General features: G+C 73.9%; 12 protein-coding genes and 1 pseudogene. 8 read left to right on the plus strand and 5 right to left on the minus strand.

Annotation, left to right across the window (positions count from 1 at the left end):
• Window positions 1-2 precede the first annotated feature (2 nt).
• Window positions 3-2762, minus strand: coding sequence for a matrixin family metalloprotease (locus IE99_RS0122210; protein ID WP_157610440.1), 2760 nt, complete (start codon window positions 2760-2762; stop codon window positions 3-5).
• A gap of 413 nt (window positions 2763-3175) precedes the next feature.
• Between IE99_RS0122210 and IE99_RS0122215 the strand changes: the two genes are divergently transcribed.
• Window positions 3176-5395 (plus strand): ATP-binding protein, encoded by a 2220-nt coding sequence (locus IE99_RS0122215; protein ID WP_051713006.1) that lies wholly within the window; start codon window positions 3176-3178, stop codon window positions 5393-5395.
• Between the two features lie 31 nt (window positions 5396-5426).
• Here IE99_RS0122215 and IE99_RS0122220 read toward each other — a convergent pair whose 3' ends face one another.
• From IE99_RS0122220 to IE99_RS0122230, 3 genes and pseudogenes are all read right to left on the minus strand, one after another.
• Complete coding sequence (locus IE99_RS0122220; RefSeq protein WP_030174134.1) at window positions 5427-7094, minus strand: sensor histidine kinase; 1668 nt, start codon at window positions 7092-7094, stop codon at window positions 5427-5429.
• Window positions 7095-7251: 157 nt separating this feature from the next.
• Window positions 7252-8616, minus strand: a complete 1365-nt coding sequence (locus IE99_RS30605) for a pentapeptide repeat-containing protein (RefSeq protein ID WP_157610441.1) — start codon at window positions 8614-8616, stop codon at window positions 7252-7254.
• Window positions 8617-8708: 92 nt separating this feature from the next.
• Window positions 8709-9206: pseudogene (locus IE99_RS0122230) on the minus strand (TetR/AcrR family transcriptional regulator); the annotation flags it as partial.
• A gap of 71 nt (window positions 9207-9277) precedes the next feature.
• On the opposite strand from IE99_RS0122230, the gene IE99_RS0122235 reads away from it, so the two are divergent.
• Genes IE99_RS0122235 through IE99_RS0122245 form a run of 3 tightly spaced genes read left to right on the plus strand, consistent with a single transcriptional unit; the run spans window position 9278 to window position 11870 of the window.
• On the plus strand, window positions 9278-9859 hold the full coding sequence (locus IE99_RS0122235) for a hypothetical protein (RefSeq protein ID WP_051713010.1): 582 nt from the start codon (window positions 9278-9280) through the stop codon (window positions 9857-9859).
• Window positions 9859-11118 carry a methyltransferase family protein gene (locus tag IE99_RS0122240; RefSeq protein WP_030174148.1) on the plus strand — a complete coding sequence of 420 codons (1260 nt, stop codon included), beginning with the start codon at window positions 9859-9861 and terminating at the stop codon, window positions 11116-11118. The genes IE99_RS0122235 and IE99_RS0122240 overlap by 1 nt, the downstream gene beginning before the upstream one ends.
• An 11-nt stretch (window positions 11119-11129) precedes the next feature.
• Window positions 11130-11870, plus strand: a complete 741-nt coding sequence (locus IE99_RS0122245) for a VOC family protein (protein ID WP_030174151.1) — start codon at window positions 11130-11132, stop codon at window positions 11868-11870.
• Between the two features lie 24 nt (window positions 11871-11894).
• Here the strand turns inward: IE99_RS0122245 and IE99_RS0122250 are convergent, their stop codons facing one another.
• The gene (locus IE99_RS0122250) at window positions 11895-12866 is read right to left on the minus strand and encodes a helix-turn-helix transcriptional regulator (protein WP_030174154.1); all 972 of its coding nucleotides are present in this window, start codon (window positions 12864-12866) and stop codon (window positions 11895-11897) included.
• 117 nt (window positions 12867-12983) lie between these two features.
• Between IE99_RS0122250 and IE99_RS0122255 the strand changes: the two genes are divergently transcribed.
• From IE99_RS0122255 to IE99_RS0122270, 4 genes are all read left to right on the plus strand, one after another.
• Window positions 12984-13379, plus strand: a complete 396-nt coding sequence (locus IE99_RS0122255) for a RidA family protein (protein WP_030174156.1) — start codon at window positions 12984-12986, stop codon at window positions 13377-13379.
• Between the two features lie 282 nt (window positions 13380-13661).
• Entirely contained in the window at window positions 13662-14480 is an 819-nt protein-coding gene (locus tag IE99_RS0122260) for a MerR family transcriptional regulator (RefSeq protein ID WP_084219786.1), read from the plus strand.
• Entirely contained in the window at window positions 14477-15403 is a 927-nt protein-coding gene (locus tag IE99_RS0122265) for an ABC transporter ATP-binding protein (RefSeq protein WP_030174162.1), read from the plus strand. The genes IE99_RS0122260 and IE99_RS0122265 overlap by 4 nt, the downstream gene beginning before the upstream one ends.
• The gene (locus tag IE99_RS0122270; protein ID WP_030174165.1) at window positions 15400-16983 is read left to right on the plus strand and encodes a hypothetical protein; all 1584 of its coding nucleotides are present in this window, start codon (window positions 15400-15402) and stop codon (window positions 16981-16983) included. The genes IE99_RS0122265 and IE99_RS0122270 overlap by 4 nt, the downstream gene beginning before the upstream one ends.
• Window positions 16984-16987: the final 4 nt, after the last annotated feature.

Genomic DNA, 16987 nt, shown 5'->3' on the forward strand with positions numbered 1-16987 from the left:
CGTCAGACGCTGCCGGAGGTGCGGCTGACGTTCTCCAGGCGCCACTCGGCGGCGGGGTCGGCGAGCGGCCGGGACAGCAGGTGGGCGTTGCCGTCGACGCCGCGGAACGCGATGTGGCGCTCGGTCTGGCTCAGCCAGACCGAGTAGCCGTCGCGCGTGGCTGGCATGCGGGGGAGGGCGATCGTCTCCGAGACCCAGCCGTCGCCCGCGGACCGCAGGATCTGGATGTCGTCGTCGTAGCCACCCCAGACGAGGGACCAGGTCAGCTCCGACCCCACGGGGACGCGGTGCATCGCCAGGAACCTGGCGTGGGGAAGGCCCAGTTCGGCCGACAGGTCACGGGTGTGCCAGACGCCGTCGGAGCCCTGGAAGAACATGCGGATGTTCTGGATGTGGTCGATGAAGAACAGGCGGTGCTCCTCACCCGGGCGGGCCGCGGCGCAGATCGGGCTGTCCGCCACCAGGAGGGGTTTCTCATCCTGGGTCGCCTGGTGGAGGGAGAGCTGTGACCAGCCGTCCGGGCCCTCCTGCAGCATGCGCAGCTCGTCGCCCTCGTCGGTGTAGGTGACGAACTCCCACCCGGTGTCGCGGTTCAGGTACGGGAACAGGCCGCTGTCCAGGGGCCTGCTCGCGCCCGGCTGCGTGATGTCCTCCCACTGCCAGGGCAGGCCGGGCCGCTGGGAGAGCCGGATGACGCGCCCGTCCGCGGTCTGGTACACGACGCGCTGGGTGGCTCCGTTGCGGTAGGCGGAGGGCGTTTCGATCCCGGGCGGCGCTCCGGAGGCCGCGCACAGGTCGGCCCAGGCCCACGACGCGCCGTTCCACCACAGCTGGTGGATGTGGTCGTCCTCGCCCCGGTAGACGTAGGACGGGACGCCGTCGGCGGCGTGGAAGGGCGAGTGGGCCGAGCGCTCGGCCATCCGGGGCGCTCCGGGGACGCCGGCGGTGAGCTGGACGAAGGCCCAGCCGTCGCCGTCGGGGTGGTTCACCAGGAGGTGCCCCTCACAGTCGCGGTAGGCCAGATGGTTCTGCCCGGGAAGCGCTTCCATGCCCCGGGGGGCGAAGAAGGGCATGCGGCCGTACAGGGACCGGAAGCCGTTGATGTCGTCCGTCTTGGGGATGCGGTACCACGTGGCGTTTCGGGCCATCAGCGCCTTCTTGCTGCCGTGGGCGAGGCCGAGGGCGTGGCCGATCTCGTGGGTGGCGACGTACACGAAATCGGCGCCGGAATTGTCCGGGGGCAGGGGGTCCAGGTAGCCCGGGGCGATCCAGCGGATGTCCCTGTTGAAGATGATCGGCAGCTTGGTCGGCTTCTTCTTCCACGGATTCAGGTCGCCGGGGAACTCGGTGACGGCGAAGACCGTCCGGAACAGTCCGGTGTCGAAGTCCGGGTGGTCGCCGACGGAGATGACCAGATCGGCCTTCTCGGCGTCGAAGACCCGGGTGAGCGTGGGGGCCTGCGTCCATCCCGCGAAGAGGATCTTGAACCATTCGGTGAAGGCGTTCTCCAGGAGCTGGATCTTCAGCTCCAGGGTGAACTCCGGATGCCCGATCGGCATGTGCATGTCGCCGAGGTAGTACGTGATGTTGGTGTAGCGGTAGTGGCGTCCGTCGTAGGTGTTGAAGCCCGCCGGCAGGACCGCGTCCGGAGTGCCGCAGCCCGGCGAGGTCAGGTGCCCCACGGTCGTCGTGTCCGGGGCGGCCGTGACGGGCAGCTCGTGGTACGTCTGGTACGAACGGAGCGCCTGGGAGAGGGTGCCCTGGTGCCCGGCCTGGCGGAGCAGGTTCGCCACCGCCTCCAGCGGCACGTCCGACAGGGTCGGCTCGATGAGCGAGACGGTGCCGTCGCGGGTGTCGCCGACGTAGGCGGTGCCGTCCTCCCCGACGGTGACGCCGTACGGCCCGTTCCCGGTCTTGACCACGTCCAGGACCAGCGGGTTGTACGGGTCGGTCAGGTCGGCCAGCTGGGCGCCGTCGTCGGTCGCCATCCACGCCCGGGACAGATGCGGGTGGGCGGCCAGGTCCCGGACGCCGCGCGCGGTGCCGGCCGATCCCAGCCGCTCGCCGGTCCCGGGGTCGTGCGCGCCCACCAGGGGGTGCACTCCGCCGCCGCCCAGCGAGCCGACGTACACCATGCCGTCGTGCGCGACGGCGACGGCGTTGGGCTGCAGGTGCGCGGGGGTCATGGCGGCCGTCCGGACCGAGCCGTCGGGACCGATGACGGCCAGCGCGTCGATGGGCTCCTGGTCGGACCGCAGGCACAGGGCGGCCATGACGTCGCCGTCCGCGGCGACGGCGATCCGGGTCGGCGGTGCGGGCAGGTCGATGGTGTGCCGCTGCGAGGGGTCGGTGGCATCGATCACGATGAGCCGGCGGTGCGGCCAGTCGGCGGCGTAGATGCGGTCGGCCACGGGGTCGACCGCGATGTGGAGCAGCCCGAAGCCGACCGGGATCTCCTCCATCCGGCCGGTGGCCAGGTCGCACCGTGTGATGCTGCGGCTCTCCTCGCCCCAGTTCATGACGTACGCCTGGTTCCGGGGCTGATGCCAGGCCACCGCCCTCGGCATGTGCCCGACCGGCAGCGGGTCGGCGACGGGCTCGAGCGTCCGGGGGTGCAGCATGTGCAGCTTCCCCCACCCCGACGCGCCGTAGTGCGCGACCAGGAGCGCCGGCCCGGCCGCGGCCAGGCCGTGCACCGAGCCGGGGTCGTCCGGAGTGCCCAGCCGCACCTGGGTCTGCGGCCGTTCGAGTCGTGGAGCCATGTTCTTCTCCCATGCCGGGTGTCGGAGGAATTTCGCCGCGGTTGGGACGGCACGGGGTGAGGGGCCCGCGGCGAACGCCGGTCGAGGGCCGCGCCCTCTGCTCCGGCATGCCAAGGCTCTCCGCGGACGGCGGCGCGGACATCCGTGAATGCCGCCGAGTTCTCGGGTCGTCCACGTACACCGGCGGAGCGGGCACTACGAGGCGCGATCCGGCGCAGCGTCGGACGAGGGGGACCGTCGCGGTCAGTGCTACCGCTGAGCTGGGCGAACTCGATCGCGTGTACGTGCTCGCGCGTTCCTTGCCGACACCGGGTTCGCGTGACGGCCTCCGCTACCGGTCGCGACCAAATGATCGCTTTCCGTAGCCGTTAGAGTGGATCGGACCAGCGCCTGACGTTCGCCGGGGGAGACGAGTGACCGTCGCGATGGATGAACGACATCCCCGGGCCGACCGGAGCACGCTGGTCCTGCCGTTGCTCATCGCACTGCTGGTGACCACGCTCGGGCTGGGCGCGTCGGTGGCGGCCGGGATGACGCTGGACCGGACCCAGCGGCGCGCCGCCGAGCAGGCCATGGACCGGCGGATGGATCTGGTGAGCCAGGCGGTGAGCACCGAGGCCGGCCGCTACGTCGACGCGCTGCGCATGCTGGCCGCCGCCATGGGGGCCTTCGAACAGCCGACGGACGCCCGGTTCGGCCGGGTAGTGGCGCCGCTGCGCGACATGCGGCTGGCCGGAGCCACCTCCATCGCGTTCCTGGTGCCGGCCACCGACGAGCAGATCCCCCGGGTGCAGGCCCGCTGGCGGGAGCGGGGGCTCCCGGATCTGGTCCTGCGGCCGGCCGGCGCGGACCGCGACCACATCTTCTCGGTCTTCAGCCGGTCACTGGACGGCCGGCGGGTTCCGGCGGTCGGCATCGACTTCACCGAGGTGGAGGCGTCCGTCCACGCCTTCGCCGAGGCCCGCCGGAGCGGCCGGGTCGCGGTCTCCGACACCTATCATCTGCTCCGCGACCGTGACCTGCCGGTCCAGCGGCGGCAGCTGTCGTTCGTCCTGACCGCCCCGGTGCACGGGCCGCCCGACGCCCGCGGACGGCGGCCGTTCGTCGGGTGGGTGCGGCTGGGGCTGCGCGGCCAGGACTTCATCGGCGCCACCCTGCGCCACATCACCCAGGGCGCCGCCGATGTGCGGCTGCTCGCCCACCACGGCGCGAGCCCGCCCGTGACCGTCGCCACCCTGACCGCCGAGGCGGCGGGCCGCCGCGACCTGCGCCGCAGCCGCAGGATCCCGGTCGCGCAGCGGTCCTGGGTACTGGAGCTGCGGGCGCCGCGGGCGCTGCTGCCCGGCGCCGACAGCCCCCTGCCGGCGGTCGCCCTCAGCGCGGGGGCCGTGGTGAGCCTGCTGCTGGGCGCGCTGACCTTCACCATGGTCAGCGGCCGCGCTCGGGCCCAGGCCCAGGTCGTCGCGGCGACCGCCGAACTGCACGCGGAGCTGGACCGCGGCACCGCCCGCGAGGAGGAGCTGCGGGCCGCCCGGGACGAGCTGGCCTCCCACGATGCCTACCTCATCCAGATCCTGGACGCCATCGACGTCCCCGTCATCACCTGCGATACCGACGGGGTGGTCGTGCACGCCAACCGCGCCGCCCGCGAGGCCCTGCCCGACACCGGCGGCCGGCCGCTGACGATCGCCGAGGACCTCGCGGAACCCGCCCTGGCCTATCCCGACGGCACTCCGATACCGGCGCGGGAAACGCCGCTGGCCGTCGCCCTGCACGGTGAGAACGTCGACGACATGGAGGTGGTCGTGACCCCGCCGGACCGGCCGCGGAGCGTCATCATGGTGCACGCCCGTCCGCTGCGCCGTTCCGACGGCCGCGTCACCGGCGCGGTGACCTCCGCGTTCACCATCACCGCACTGCGCGAGCGCGAGGCCGAACTGCGGGCCTTCGCCGGCATCGTCGCCCACGACCTGAAACGCCCCCTGACGGCGGTGCGCGGTTTCGCCGAACTGGTGCACGAGGACCTGTCCGCGCGGGGCGGCCACGAGGAGCATGTCGCCCAGCTGGACAGGGTGCTTGCCGCCACGGACCGCATGCGCCGGCTGATCGACGACCTGCTGGCCTACGCCGCCGCCCGGGACGCCACCGTGACCCCCGTGCGCATCGATCTGACCGCCCTGGTGCGCGAGCTGCTCGAGGAGCATCTGGCCGTGGCGGCACCCGAACCCGTCCCGCGGGTGGAGGTCGGGGACCTGCCGCCCGTCCGCGCCGATGCGGCGCTGGTGCGCCAGCTGCTGGACAACCTGATCGGGAACGCGCTCAAGTACGCCCCGCCCGGCCGTCCGGCCCACGTCGAGATCACCGGCCGGCACTGCTCCGGCGGCCGGGTCTGCGTGCAGGTCGCCGACCGTGGCATCGGCATCCCCGCGGGTGAGCACGAGGCCATCTTCACCGGGTTCCACCGGGCCGCGACCACCTACAGCGGCACCGGGCTCGGCCTGGCCATCTGCAAGCGCGTGGTCGAGCGTCACGGCGGCACCATCCTCGCCGAGGACAACCCCGGCGGCGGTGCACGCTTCCGCTTCACCCTGCCCGCCGCCGACGACGCGTCACCGCCGAGCGGAGCGGCGTGACGACCTCGCCGCCGGTGGCCGGGGCCGTGCGTCAGGAGGGTGGCGCGGTCTCCGCGGGGAGGGTGAGGATGAAGGTGGTTCCCTTGCCCGGTGTGCTGATGGCGGTGAGGGCGCCGTTGTGGGCTTCGGCGATGGTGCGGGCGATGGTGAGTCCGAGGCCGATGCCCTGGACGGCCTGGTCGGTGGTCGTGCGGGCGCGGGAGAACCGGTCGAACAGGTGGGGGAGCTCCTCGGCGAGGATGCCGATGCCGCGGTCGGTGACGGCGATCGCCACCCCCGGGCCGGCGGGGCCCGTTGCCGGGGTGCTCCCGGCGTGGAGGGTGATGGTGGTGTGGCGGGGAGAGAACTTGGCGGCGTTGGAGATCAGCGCGCCCAGGGCCCGGAGCAGCAGGGCGCGGTCGGCGTCGACGGTGGTGACGTCGGGGTCGACGCGGATGTCGATCGGATGGTCGCCGGCGGTGGAGGCCGCGGCCTGCTCGGCGGCCTCGTTGAGCAGGCCGGTGACCGGCACGGGTGCGCGCTGGGGGATCAGCGGGCGCTCGGCGGTGGTGTGGACCGACAGGAGGTCTTCGACGAGCCGCCGCAGCCGCTGGGCGTTGTGGTCGATGGCGCGCAGCATCCGGTCGCGCTGCTGGGGGGGCGGCGGGTCGTCGGGGTCGAGGACGACCTCCAGGTTTCCCAGGATGCTGGTCAGCGGGGTGCGGAGTTCGTGGCTGACGTTGGCGATGAACTCGTCCTTGGCCCGGTCGAGCTCCTCGAGGCGGGCGACGGTGGCCTGCTGCTGCCGGTAGGCCTCGCGCAGGGCCCGCTCGGCGCGGCGCCGGTCGGTGATGTCGTGGATGGCCAGGTGGAAGGTCCAGGCATCGTTCTCCAGGGCGGGCCACACCATGAGCTCGATGGGGAACTCGGTGCCGTCGGCGCGGACGGCGGTCTGCTCCAGCCACTGTCCCGGCACGTCGCTGGTCCCGCTGGCCAGGACCTGCTCCCTGCGCGCGATGTCGGTCGCCCGCTGGTGTTCCGGCGAGATCGTCTCGTGCACGCTCCGGCCGAGGGCGTGGTGGCGGGGGATGCCGAACATCTGCTCGGCGGCGGTGTTCCAGGAGATGATCCGGCCGTCGGCGTCCACCGAGACCAGCGCGTCGGCCGAGGTCTCGACGAGCTGGTCCAGGCGGTGCCGGGCACGGTCGAGGTGCTGCTGGGTGCGGCGCCGGTCCAGCATCTGCCCCAGGTTGCGGCCCAGGGTGTCCATCACCCGCAGCAGCACCTCGTCCGGAGGGATCACCTCCCGGGTGAAGAACTCCAGCACGCCCGCCACGCCGGTGGAGGAGACGAGCGGTACCTCCAGGACCGTCCCGGCCTCCCCGCGCTCGTCCTCCCCGGCCTGCACGAAGTCGGGGTGGTGGCGCAGGTCGTGCAGCCACACCGGCTCGCCCGACCGCACCGCCCGGCCGACGCCGCCCACCCCGGGGGCGAACCGCAGCCGCGCACTCGCCCGCCGCAGCGCGGGGAACTGCTCGACCGCGCCCTCCCAGACCCCGGCCGACACGAACTCGCCGGTCGCCTTGTCCGGTACGTACAGGTGCCCGACGGGCCAGCCGAGGACCTCGCACACCACCCGCAACGTCGCCCGCGCGGCCTGCCGCACATCACCGCTGGAATCGATCACCTCGGTGACGCGGTCCAGCAACGTCACCAGCATGTTGTCCCTGGCCGAATCCGCCACACCACCCCCCGACCCACCCTTGCGGAGACCCTTCACCATCTGCTGATTGCTCTATACCGAATGTAACCGCTGGTAGTCGCACGGGTCGCCCTCCGGCCGCGATCGGGGCGCCGCGTGCCATGTGCGGGCGGTCCTAAGGCGCCGCGGGCTCCGGGGCGGGCACGAAACGGCCGGCGGGGCCCTCCGCCGGCTCGATCCGCCAGCGTGGCGGGACCTCGTGCGCCAGGGCGGTGTCCGCCGCCGTCGCCGCCTCCAGGTCGACCCCCTTCTCCGGGAAGATCGCCTCGCCGAACCTGGCGGGCCCGGTGAACGCCGCTCCGCTGAACACGGCGTCCCCCGTGAAGGTCGCTCCGCCGAACCTGGCGTCCCTGCCGAAGCCCGCGCCGCTGAACCAGGCGTCTGCCGTGAACGTGGCCTCGATGAACCCCGCGTGCCCGGTGAAGGCGGCCCCGCTGAACACGGCGGAACCGGTGAAGGCGGCCCCGATGAACACGGCCGGCCTGGTGAAGGCCGCCTCCCTGAACCAGGCGTCCCCGGCGAAGGACGCTCCGATGAACACGGCGTCCCCGGTGAAGGTGGCGCCGCTGAACCAGGCGTCCCCGCTGAAGGACGCCCCGCTGAACACGGCTTCCCGGACGAAGGTGGCGCCGCTGAACACCGTGTCCCCGGTGAAGGCCGTGTCGGTGAAGTCGGCGGTGTGGAGGTGGCAGCCGGTGAGGTCGAAACCGGTGAGGGCGGCGCCGGTGAGGTCGAGGTCGATGCCGCTCCAGTGGACCGGGGCGTCGGGGCGCAGATGGGTGTGCAGGAGGCGCTGGGCGGTGAGGCGGACCTGGTGCTCCTCGTGCGGATCGGGTCCGGGTGAGGCGGCGAACCGGGCGGGGGCGGGCTGGCCGGTGCGGGCGGCGCGGTAGCGGGCGGCGTTGCGGCGGGCCCGTTCCCGGTGCTCCTCCTCGGAACCGGGCCCGGGGGCGCAGGGCGGGGTGCAGGGCATGCGCAGGTAGGCGCAGATGATGTTGACGATGGTCTGCCGGTGCCGCTCGTTGCCGTTGGCCAGCCGTTCCAGCGTGTAGAGCGCGGCGAGGCGGACGGGCGCCTTGTCGGAGCCGAGCTGTTCGGCGGCGGCGTTGTACAGCTCGGTGATGCGGCGCTCGGCGGCGTCCTGCTCGCCCAGTGCGGTGGCCAGCTCGGCGTGCCGCTGCCGGCGGAACGCCAGCATCAGCCCGACCGCGGCGGCCGCGCCGCCGCCCGCGGCCAGGCCGGTGCGGACGGCGTCCATCCGGATCTGGGCCCGCTCGGTGCCGGGCCGGGCGTCCTCGGCCACGCCCAGCAGCCAGGCGGTGGTCACCCAGATCGCCAGCGCCGCCAGACCGGCCGCCGCCGGCATCCAGAACCCGGCCGCCAGCGGGCGGACCCGCAGCGGCTCGCCCGCACGCCGCTCCCGCATCCCGGCCCAGCGCCGCCGCACACGTTCCCGCGCTCGTCCCACACGTCCGCTCACACCATCAGTCAACGAGCACGGGGCCTTCCCCCGCCACCGGCTTTGCCACAAAGGTGCAGGGAGACGGGACGCAGGCCACCGCGGCGAGGGCGCTACTCGGCGGGTTTCGGTCTGCGGCGGGGGAGGCGCATGGTGAGGAGTTTCGCGCGCGGGGCCACCCGGGCGGCCAGGCCGAACAGCGCCTCGGTGCGGGTGCGGTCGGCGTCGAGGTGGGTGAACATGTTGACGCCGAGGTAGAAGGTGATCGCGGCGTAGGCCAGATCGCGCGGCGGCATCAGCTTGGCCAGCGGCGAGCCGCCGATCACCCGCTCGAGGGTGTCCTCGACGAACGCGATCCAGGGTTCCGCCCTGTCGACGATCTCCTTGCGGAGCTCGGGACGCGCGATGCTGGCTCCGACCAGTTCGGAGAACAGGGTGATGTGGCCGCCCTCGATGTCGGCCCGGTAGACGGCGGTGGCCGCCTCGACCAGTTCCTCCAGCGTCCTCGCGGGGGCGACCGCCCGGGTGTGGGCGGCCATGCGCTCCTGCGACGACCGGTCCAGGGCGGCCAGGAGCAGGGGGTCGACCCCGCCGAAGTGGTAGAAGAGGACCCGGAGCGCCGGGGCCGCTGCTCGGCGAGGGCGTCGTCTGCCTGGTCATCGCTGCCCCGCTGTTCTACGGCGTGGGCGCGATCGTGGGGCTCCTCGCCGACCGGGCCAAACGGCACCGCGGCATGCAGGTCATGCTCCTCGTCCCGCTGCTCGTCGCCGCCGAGGGCAGCGTCGCCGACCTTCCGCGCGGCGCCGAGGTGACCGTCGCCAGGACCGCCGCCGCCGGAACCGACATCGAACGCGCCCTGGCCGGTGCCCCGGCGATCGGGCCGGTGGGCTCGCGGCTGCTGCGGATGAAGTTCCCCAAGCCCGTCCGCGCGGACGGCACCGGGCTGGACGTCGGCGCCACCCGCCGGATCACCTTCACGCCGCGCACGTCGCTGGGGATCGGCGCCCGCCCGGAGCCCCGGACGATGGAGCTGAGGGTCGTCCGGCGCGAGCCCGGCCGGGTCGTCTTCGCGGTCACCCGGGACACCACGCTCGCCCGGTGGCTGGAGTTCGAGGAGGCCGAGTTCGCCTGGCGGGGCGCCCGGTTGAGCGTCACCCTGCGCTACACCCGGACGTTCGACCCGTCCTGGTACTTCGGGCCGGTCCAGAGATACGCCATGGGCGAGGCCGCCGCCTACCTGGCCGACACGTTCACGGCACCGTGATGGACCCGGCACTGGTGCGCGGGGTCGCGCTGTTCGGGCCGGTCCTGCTGCTGGCGGTCCTGCTCCGGCACCGGCCGCCGGGACGGAGCGAGACCGCGGCCCTGATCCTCGCGATCACGTGGAACACCGCGGCGCTGGCAGGGGTGAACGCCCTGGCGGTCCGGGCCGGATGGTGGACGTTCCACGCCGAGGGTGGGACCGCGGACGGCGTTCCGGTCGACCTGCTGCTCGGCTGGGCCGCGCTGTGGGGCGGCCTGGCGGTGGTCGCCCTGCGCCGGCTGCCGGTGCCGCTCGTCGTCGGCCCCGCGGTCTGGATCGATCTCGCGGTGATGCCGCTCGGCGAGCCGGTCGTCCTGCTGGGGGACTCCTGGCTGCTCGGGGAGACGGTCGCCGTCCTCGCGGCGCTGGTGCCCGGCCTGCTGCTGGCGCGGTGGACCGCGACCGGGCGGCACCTGCTGCCCCGAGTGGCCCTGCAGGCCGTCCTCGCGGTCAGCGTCATGATCGTGCTTCCGGTCGCGTGGAGCCGGGTGCCGGACCGTCCCGGATGGGCGCTCGGCCTGGCGGCCCAGCTCCTGCTCGTCCCCGGAGCGCTGGTCACCGCCGCCGTCTGGGAGTTCGCGCGGACCGGCCGGGGGACACCGCTTCCCTACGACCCGCCGGTCCGGCTGGTGACGACCGGCCCGTACGCCTACGTCCGCAACCCCATGCAGACCTCCATGGCGGCCGCCTATCTCGTGCTCGCCGCGCTGGACGTCCGGTTCCTCCTCGCGGTCGCCGTGGCCGTCGCCTACGGCGCCGGGCTCGCGGCCTGGCACGAGGACGAGCAGCTGCGCGGCAGGTACGGGGGCGCATGGACCGCCTACCGTTCGGCCGTCCGCCCCTGGCTGCCCCGCCTGCGCCCGTTCCCCGGGACACCGCCCGCCGTCATCTGGATCGCCGGCGGCTGCGACCGGTGCTCTCCCGTGGCCGACTGGATCCGGCGGCGCCGCCCGGTCGCCCTGACCGTGCGCGCGGCGGAGGACCATCCGGAGGGCGTCCGCCGCATGACCTACGAGCGGGCCGACGGGTTCCGGGCGCGGGGAGTCGCCGCCTGGGCCCACGCCGCCGGGCATCTGCACCTCGGATGGGCGCTCCTCGGATGGACGCTGAACCTGCCCGGACCGGCCCACTTCGCCCAGCTGTGCGCCGACGCGTTCGGCGCCGGCCCGTCCGCGCGGCCCGTCGGCGGCCCTCCGGTCGATCGTCCATCGAGGGCATAGGGTCGGGCGGTATGGGGCTGCGACTCGTCCAGGTGAACTTCAAGGCTCGCGACGACGCGGCGCTCGGCCGGTTCTGGGCGGACGCCCTCGGCTGGGGCGTCTCCAGCGAGGGGCCCGGGGTGACCAACGTCGAACCCGTCGGTTTCACCTGGCCGGACCCCACCGCCGTCTGCGTCGACCTCGTCACCGTCCCCGACCCCGAGACGGTGCGGTACCGCGCGCACCTCGACCTCGCGACCACCTCCGCGGCCCATCAGGCGGAGCTGGTCGCGCGCCTGACGGATCTCGGCGCGACGCCCGCCGACGTGGGGCAGGGGGACGTCCCGTGGACGGTCATGGCCGACCCGGAGGGCAACGTGTTCTGCGTGCTGGAACCCCGGGAGGTCTACCGCGACACCGGGCCGATCGCCGCGGTGGTGGTCGACTGCGCGGATCCGCGGGCCATGGCCCGGTTCTGGGGCGAGGCGGTGGACTGGACCGTCCACGAGGTCACCGACGAGCACGCGGTGCTGCGTTCGGCCAAGGGTGTCGGGCCGTATCTGGAGTTTCTCCGCGCCGCGCCCGGCGCGAAGACCGTGTGGAAGCGCGTCCACCTCGACGTGCTGCCGTACCCCGGTGACGACCAGGCGGCGGAGGCGGCGCGGCTGCGCGCCCTCGGCGCCACCGACGCCGACGTGGGCCAGGGCGACGTGCCGTGGATGGTCATGGCCGACCCGGAGGGCAACGAGTTCTGCCTCCTCGGCCGGGGCTGACGCGTCCCGGACGGCGCCGTCCGGTCAGGGCGGGTCCGCGTAGCGGGCGGCGAGCGCGGCGGCGCGGTCGCGCAGGGAGGCGCGCAGCGACGGCGGGGCGAGGGCTTCGGCGTCCGCGCCGAGCTGCCACAGCGCCCATTCGGCGTGGCGCGAATCCTGGAAGGTCACCTCCAGGCGCAGCCGGCCGTCCGGGTCGGGCTCCTCGGCGCGGACGGTCAGCGCGGTGTTCAGCAGCTCCTCCCGCCGCGCCTGGTGCACCCGTACCAGCACGGTGATGTGGCCGTCGGCCAGGAACCGCGCGCAGCGCTCCCGCCAGATCCGGTCCAGGTCGACCCGGTCCGGCCGCCGTGCCGGTTCGGGCAGCTCCTCGGCGGCCAGCACCCGCGACAGCCGGTAGGTGCGGTCCTCGCCCGATCTCGTGGCCAGCAGGTAGCCCCGGTCGCGGACGGTGACCAGGCCGATCGGGTCCACCGTGCGCCACCGTGGTTCCTGGCCCGTGGCGGCGTAGTGGATGCGGAGCCTGCGCCCGGCGAGCACCGCGCGCCGGACCTCGGTCATCATGGCGCCCGGCACCTCTTCGGTGACCAGCCGGCGTGAGAGCAGGTCGGTCTCCGGGTCGACGAGCAGTCGCCGGGCCGCGTCGCTCGCGGTGGCCCGATGGCCCTCGGGCAGCGCGTCGACCACCTTGCGCATGGCCGAGGCGAGCGCCGAGCCGAGGGCGTACACCTGGTCGCCGCGTCCGGATCCGGCGACCAGCAGGGCGACGGCCTCGTCGTGGTTCAGGCCGGTCAGCTCGGTGCGGAAGCCGGGCAGCAGCGCGAACCCGCCGTGCCGGCCGCGTTCGGCGTAGACCGGGACGCCCGCCGCCGAAAGCGCCTCGATGTCGCGCAGCACGGTGCGGGTGGACACCTCCAGCTCGCGGGCCAGCGCGGCGGCGGTCATCCGGCCGCGCTGGCGCAGCAGGAGCACCAGGGAGACCAGCCGGTCGGCGCGCATGCGGAAACCATGCCAGAAAACACGACCGAGGATGTCGTGATTCGTTGGGAGGCTCCTCGGCACGGCGTCACGAAGCGATGGCGTCGCACCGATGGATCGAATGGAGCTGGTACGGCGATGGAACGAACGGCTGTCAACCCGGTGACGTGGTCGCTGGAGATGGGGTTCAACCAGGGCGAGGTCGTCTCCGGGCACACCCGGACCCTCTACTGCTCCGGGCAGACGGCGACGGACGGCGACGGCAAGCCCAGGCATGACGGTGACATGGCGGCGCAGCTGGCGCTGAGCATCGACAACCTCGAGGCCGTCCTCGGCGAGGCCGGCATGTCCCTCGCGAACCTCGTCCGGCTCAACGTCTACACCACCGACGTCGACGTGCTCTTCCCGAACTACGGCGTGCTGGCGGCGCGGCTGGGCGCGGCGGGCGCGGCGCCGCCCACCACGATGCTCGGGGTGACGCGGCTGGCGCTCCCCACCCTGATGGTCGAGCTCGAGGGGACCGCCGTCGCGTGAGGCGACCCCGCGTCCGGCAGGGCGGCTGAACGGATCGGGCGGCGCGGCTTCCGGCGGCCCCCCGATCCACCCGCGGCCGTGCGGCCGCCTCTGGCGAGCAGTTCGGCCTCCAGCAGGAGACCGACGTCGCGTACCACCACCATGCGGTCACCCTACGCACCGCCCGGCCCGCGGGACCAGAGCGCGGCCCTGCCGCCGGCGGATCGTGGCGCGCGGATCGCCCGTGGCATTCCGGGCGATCGGTCTTGACTGTGACGTTACGTCGTACCCCAGGCTTGGCTCGTGCGAGTGAAGGAATTGGCGGACCTCGCCGGTACCACGGTGCGGACGGTCCGGTACTACCACGAGATCGGCCTGCTGCCCGTACCAGCGGTGCGCGACGGGTGCCGTGACTACGACCTCACGCACGTCGCGCGGCTCATCCGCATCCGCTGGCTGGCGCAGGCCGGGGTGCCGCTGTCGCGGGTCAAGGGAATGCTGCACCCCGCCGACGACCCGGAGCGGGAGCCGGCCGGGGTCCGCGCGTCGGTGCTCACCGACCTGAACGCCACCGTGGTCGCGCTTGAGGAGCAGCTGGAGGAGCTGGAGGCGCAGCGCGCGCAGGTGCGGCGTCTCATCGCCGCCGTGGAGCGGCATGACCACCTGTCGCCGCTGCCGGCGGCGATCGCGCGGTTCTACGAGACGATCGAGCGGCGCGTCGAGGACGACGGCGCGCGCCGGATGATCCGGCGGGAGCGCGACTTCATGGAGCTGGCGTTCTACCGCGGTGAGATGCCACCGGAGGTGGAGGTCGTCTACCAGGGATTCGACGAGGCGCGCATGGCCGAGAGCGCCGCGCTGTTCGGCCGGTTCGCCGACCGGTACGAGGCGGAGTCGGCGCCCACCGACGAGGAGGCCGCGCAGATCGCGGCGGCGATCGTCGAGCGGTTCAGCCGGCATCTGGGGGCCGGGTTCCCGCCCCTGGCCCGGTCGGTGGACGTGGACGGCCTCCGGCGGGCCGCGGACCTGTACGTGCGGCTGGCCGAGGACAAGGACAGGCGGCTCGACAGGGTGATCGCCGACGCGCTGCTGGACGCCATCGAGGAGGCACGGAACCGATGAGCCGGGACGACGTGATCGACGTGACGGGGCTGGAGAAGCGGTTCGGTGCACTCGCCGCCGTCGACGGCCTGGACCTGCGGGTCGCCGAAGGGGAGGTGCACGGCTTCCTTGGCCCCAACGGGGCGGGGAAGTCGACGACGATCAGAGTCCTGCTCGGGCTGTACCGGGCCACCGCCGGGCGCGTCCGCGTCCTGGGCCTGGATCCGGCGTCCTCGGCCGCTCGGCTGAACCGGCGGGTCTCCTATGTGCCGGGCGAGGTGAACCTGTGGCCGAACCTGACGGGCCAGGAGGTGCTCGACGCCCTGGCCGGCCTGCGGGGTGCGCGCGACGTGGCGGCCGAACGGCGCCTGGTCGCCGATTTCGCCCTGGACGTGCGCAAACGGGTCCGCGCCTATTCCAAGGGCAACCGGCAGAAGGTGATCCTGATCGCGGCGCTCGCGGCCCCCACGGACCTGCTCGTCCTAGACGAGCCGACCTCGGGCCTCGACCCGCTCATGGAGGAGCTGTTCCAGCGCTGCGTGCGCGAGGCCGCGGCGGCGGGCCGCACGGTGCTGCTGTCCAGCCACATCCTCGCCGAGGTCGAGGACGTGTGCGCATCGGTGTCGATCATCAAGGACGGCCGGCTGGTGGAGGCGGGGCGGCTGTCCGACCTGCGGCATCTGGCCGCCTCCGAGGTCACCGCCCGGTTCGGCGCGGACCGGGCGTTCGCCGCCGTGGCGGCCGGCCTGGACTCGCTCGGCCTGGCCGTGGACGGACCGGAGGGTCCGGCCGCGGACGGGCACCGGGTGCGGCTGAGCGTCCCCCGCGATCTGGTCCCCGCGACCCTGGGGCTGCTGGCCTCGGCCGACGCCGAGGACATCACCTGCACCCCGGCGCGGCTGGAGGACCTGTTCCTGCGGCACTACCGGGGGGAGGCCCGATGACCGCCGCGCGCCTGATGCTGCGCCGCCACCGGCTGCTGATCGGCTCCTGGTCGGTGCTGCTGGTCGCGCTGGCCGGTGGCACCGTGTCGGCCTACCAGTCGACCTACCCCACCGAGAGGGAGCGGCGGGCGGCCGTCGACCTGATCCAGCACGACGCCGCGACCACGCTGCTGTACGGCAGGCTGCCGGACCCGGGCACGCCGGCCCAGATGTTCGCCTGGGAGGTCGGCGCCCTCGCCACCCTCCTGGTGGCGGTCATGGCGGTGGTGCTGGCGGTCGCCCTGACACGCGCGGCGGAGGAGGACGGGACCCTGGAGCTGATGCTGACGTCCGGGGCGGACCGCCGGACGCCCATCCGGGCCGCCTGCGGTGTGCTTGTCGCGGTGGCGGCCGTCCTCGCCGCGGGCTGCGCGACCGGGGCCGGGCTCGCGGCGGGCCGTGTCGACGGGGTCACCTGGCCGGGCGCGCTGGCCTTCGGCGCGGTCCTGGCGGTGACCCTCCTGGTGGTCGGCGCGCTGACCATGGTGCTCGCGCAGGTCGTCGCCTCCGCCAGGGCCGCCCGTCGCCTGGGGATGGCGGCGGTCGGCGTCGCGTTCGTCGTCCGGGCGTTCGCCGACACCCGGGACGCGGAGCGGCTGAACTGGGCGAGCCCGCTCGCCCTCTCGACGACCGCGGGGCCGTTCACCCATGACCGGTGGTGGGCCCTGGCGGCCTTCGCCGGCGTGGCCGGGGCACTGGCGTGGCTGGCGGTGCTGCTGTCGGACCGGCGCGAGTACGGCGCCGGCCTGCTGCCCGCAACGGAATCCCGCGACGCGCGGCTGAACATCCGTTCCGGGCTCGGCCTGACCGCGCGGCTGTTCCGCGGCGACATCCTGACCTGGACGGTCGCGGTGGCGTGCGTCGGGGCGCTGTTCGCCTCCATGGGCTCCACGGTGGTGCAGCAGAGCAGGGAAGGCGACCTGGACGGCTTCCTGGGATCGCAACTGGAATCGGGTGATCCGGAAGCCGCCTACCTCGCCTACTGCGGGACGGCCGTCGGCATCGCCGTCGCCGTGTTCGCCGTGCTGAGCGTCCTGCGCACCGGCCGCGACGAACGCGAGGGGCTGGCCGACCACGTCCTGGCCACCGGTACGGACCGATGGAGACCGCTGGCCTGGAACGTGACCGCGACGGCCGTCGGCTGCGCGCTGATCCTCCTGGTCACCGGCGCGGCCAGTGCGCTCATCGCCCCGATGACCATCACCGGCACCGACGTGGCGCTGCGCGCCTTCACCTACAGCGCCGGCCAGTGGCCGGCGGCGATGGCCGCGGCCGGGTGGACCGCCCTGCTGGTCGGTCTGCGGCCCGGCGCCGGACCCCTGGCGTGGGTGCTGCCGGCGGCCGGCGGGACCCTCGCCCTCCTGGGGCGGCTGTTCGGCGTTCCCCAGGCCGTGCAGGACCTCGGCATCTTCCAGCACGTCCCCGACCCCGCCGCCGCCCGTCCCGGCCTCGGCGGTCTCGCCGTCCTCCTCGCCGTCGCGGCGGTGACGGTCCTGGCCGGCGTCATCGCCGCGGCCCGCCGCGACGTCGTCCTCGGCTGAGCCC

The organism is Spirillospora albida (assembly GCF_000718255.1).
Lineage (GTDB): Bacteria > Actinomycetota > Actinomycetes > Streptosporangiales > Streptosporangiaceae > Spirillospora > Spirillospora albida.

What these genes read in the sequence shown, in the direction of transcription:
- IE99_RS0122210 (WP_157610440.1), bottom strand. Translation starts at nt 2,762, where the DNA reads ATGGCTCCACGACTCGAACGGCCGCAGACCCAGGTGCGGCTGGGCACT.
- IE99_RS0122220 (WP_030174134.1), bottom strand. Translation starts at nt 7,094, where the DNA reads ATGCTGGTGACGTTGCTGGACCGCGTCACCGAGGTGATCGATTCCAGC.
- IE99_RS0122240 (WP_030174148.1), top strand. Translation starts at nt 9,859, where the DNA reads ATGGACCCGGCACTGGTGCGCGGGGTCGCGCTGTTCGGGCCGGTCCTG.
- IE99_RS0122245 (WP_030174151.1), top strand. Translation starts at nt 11,130, where the DNA reads ATGGGGCTGCGACTCGTCCAGGTGAACTTCAAGGCTCGCGACGACGCG.
- IE99_RS0122250 (WP_030174154.1), bottom strand. Translation starts at nt 12,866, where the DNA reads ATGCGCGCCGACCGGCTGGTCTCCCTGGTGCTCCTGCTGCGCCAGCGC.
- IE99_RS0122255 (WP_030174156.1), top strand. Translation starts at nt 12,984, where the DNA reads ATGGAACGAACGGCTGTCAACCCGGTGACGTGGTCGCTGGAGATGGGG.
- IE99_RS0122265 (WP_030174162.1), top strand. Translation starts at nt 14,477, where the DNA reads ATGAGCCGGGACGACGTGATCGACGTGACGGGGCTGGAGAAGCGGTTC.
- IE99_RS0122270 (WP_030174165.1), top strand. Translation starts at nt 15,400, where the DNA reads ATGACCGCCGCGCGCCTGATGCTGCGCCGCCACCGGCTGCTGATCGGC.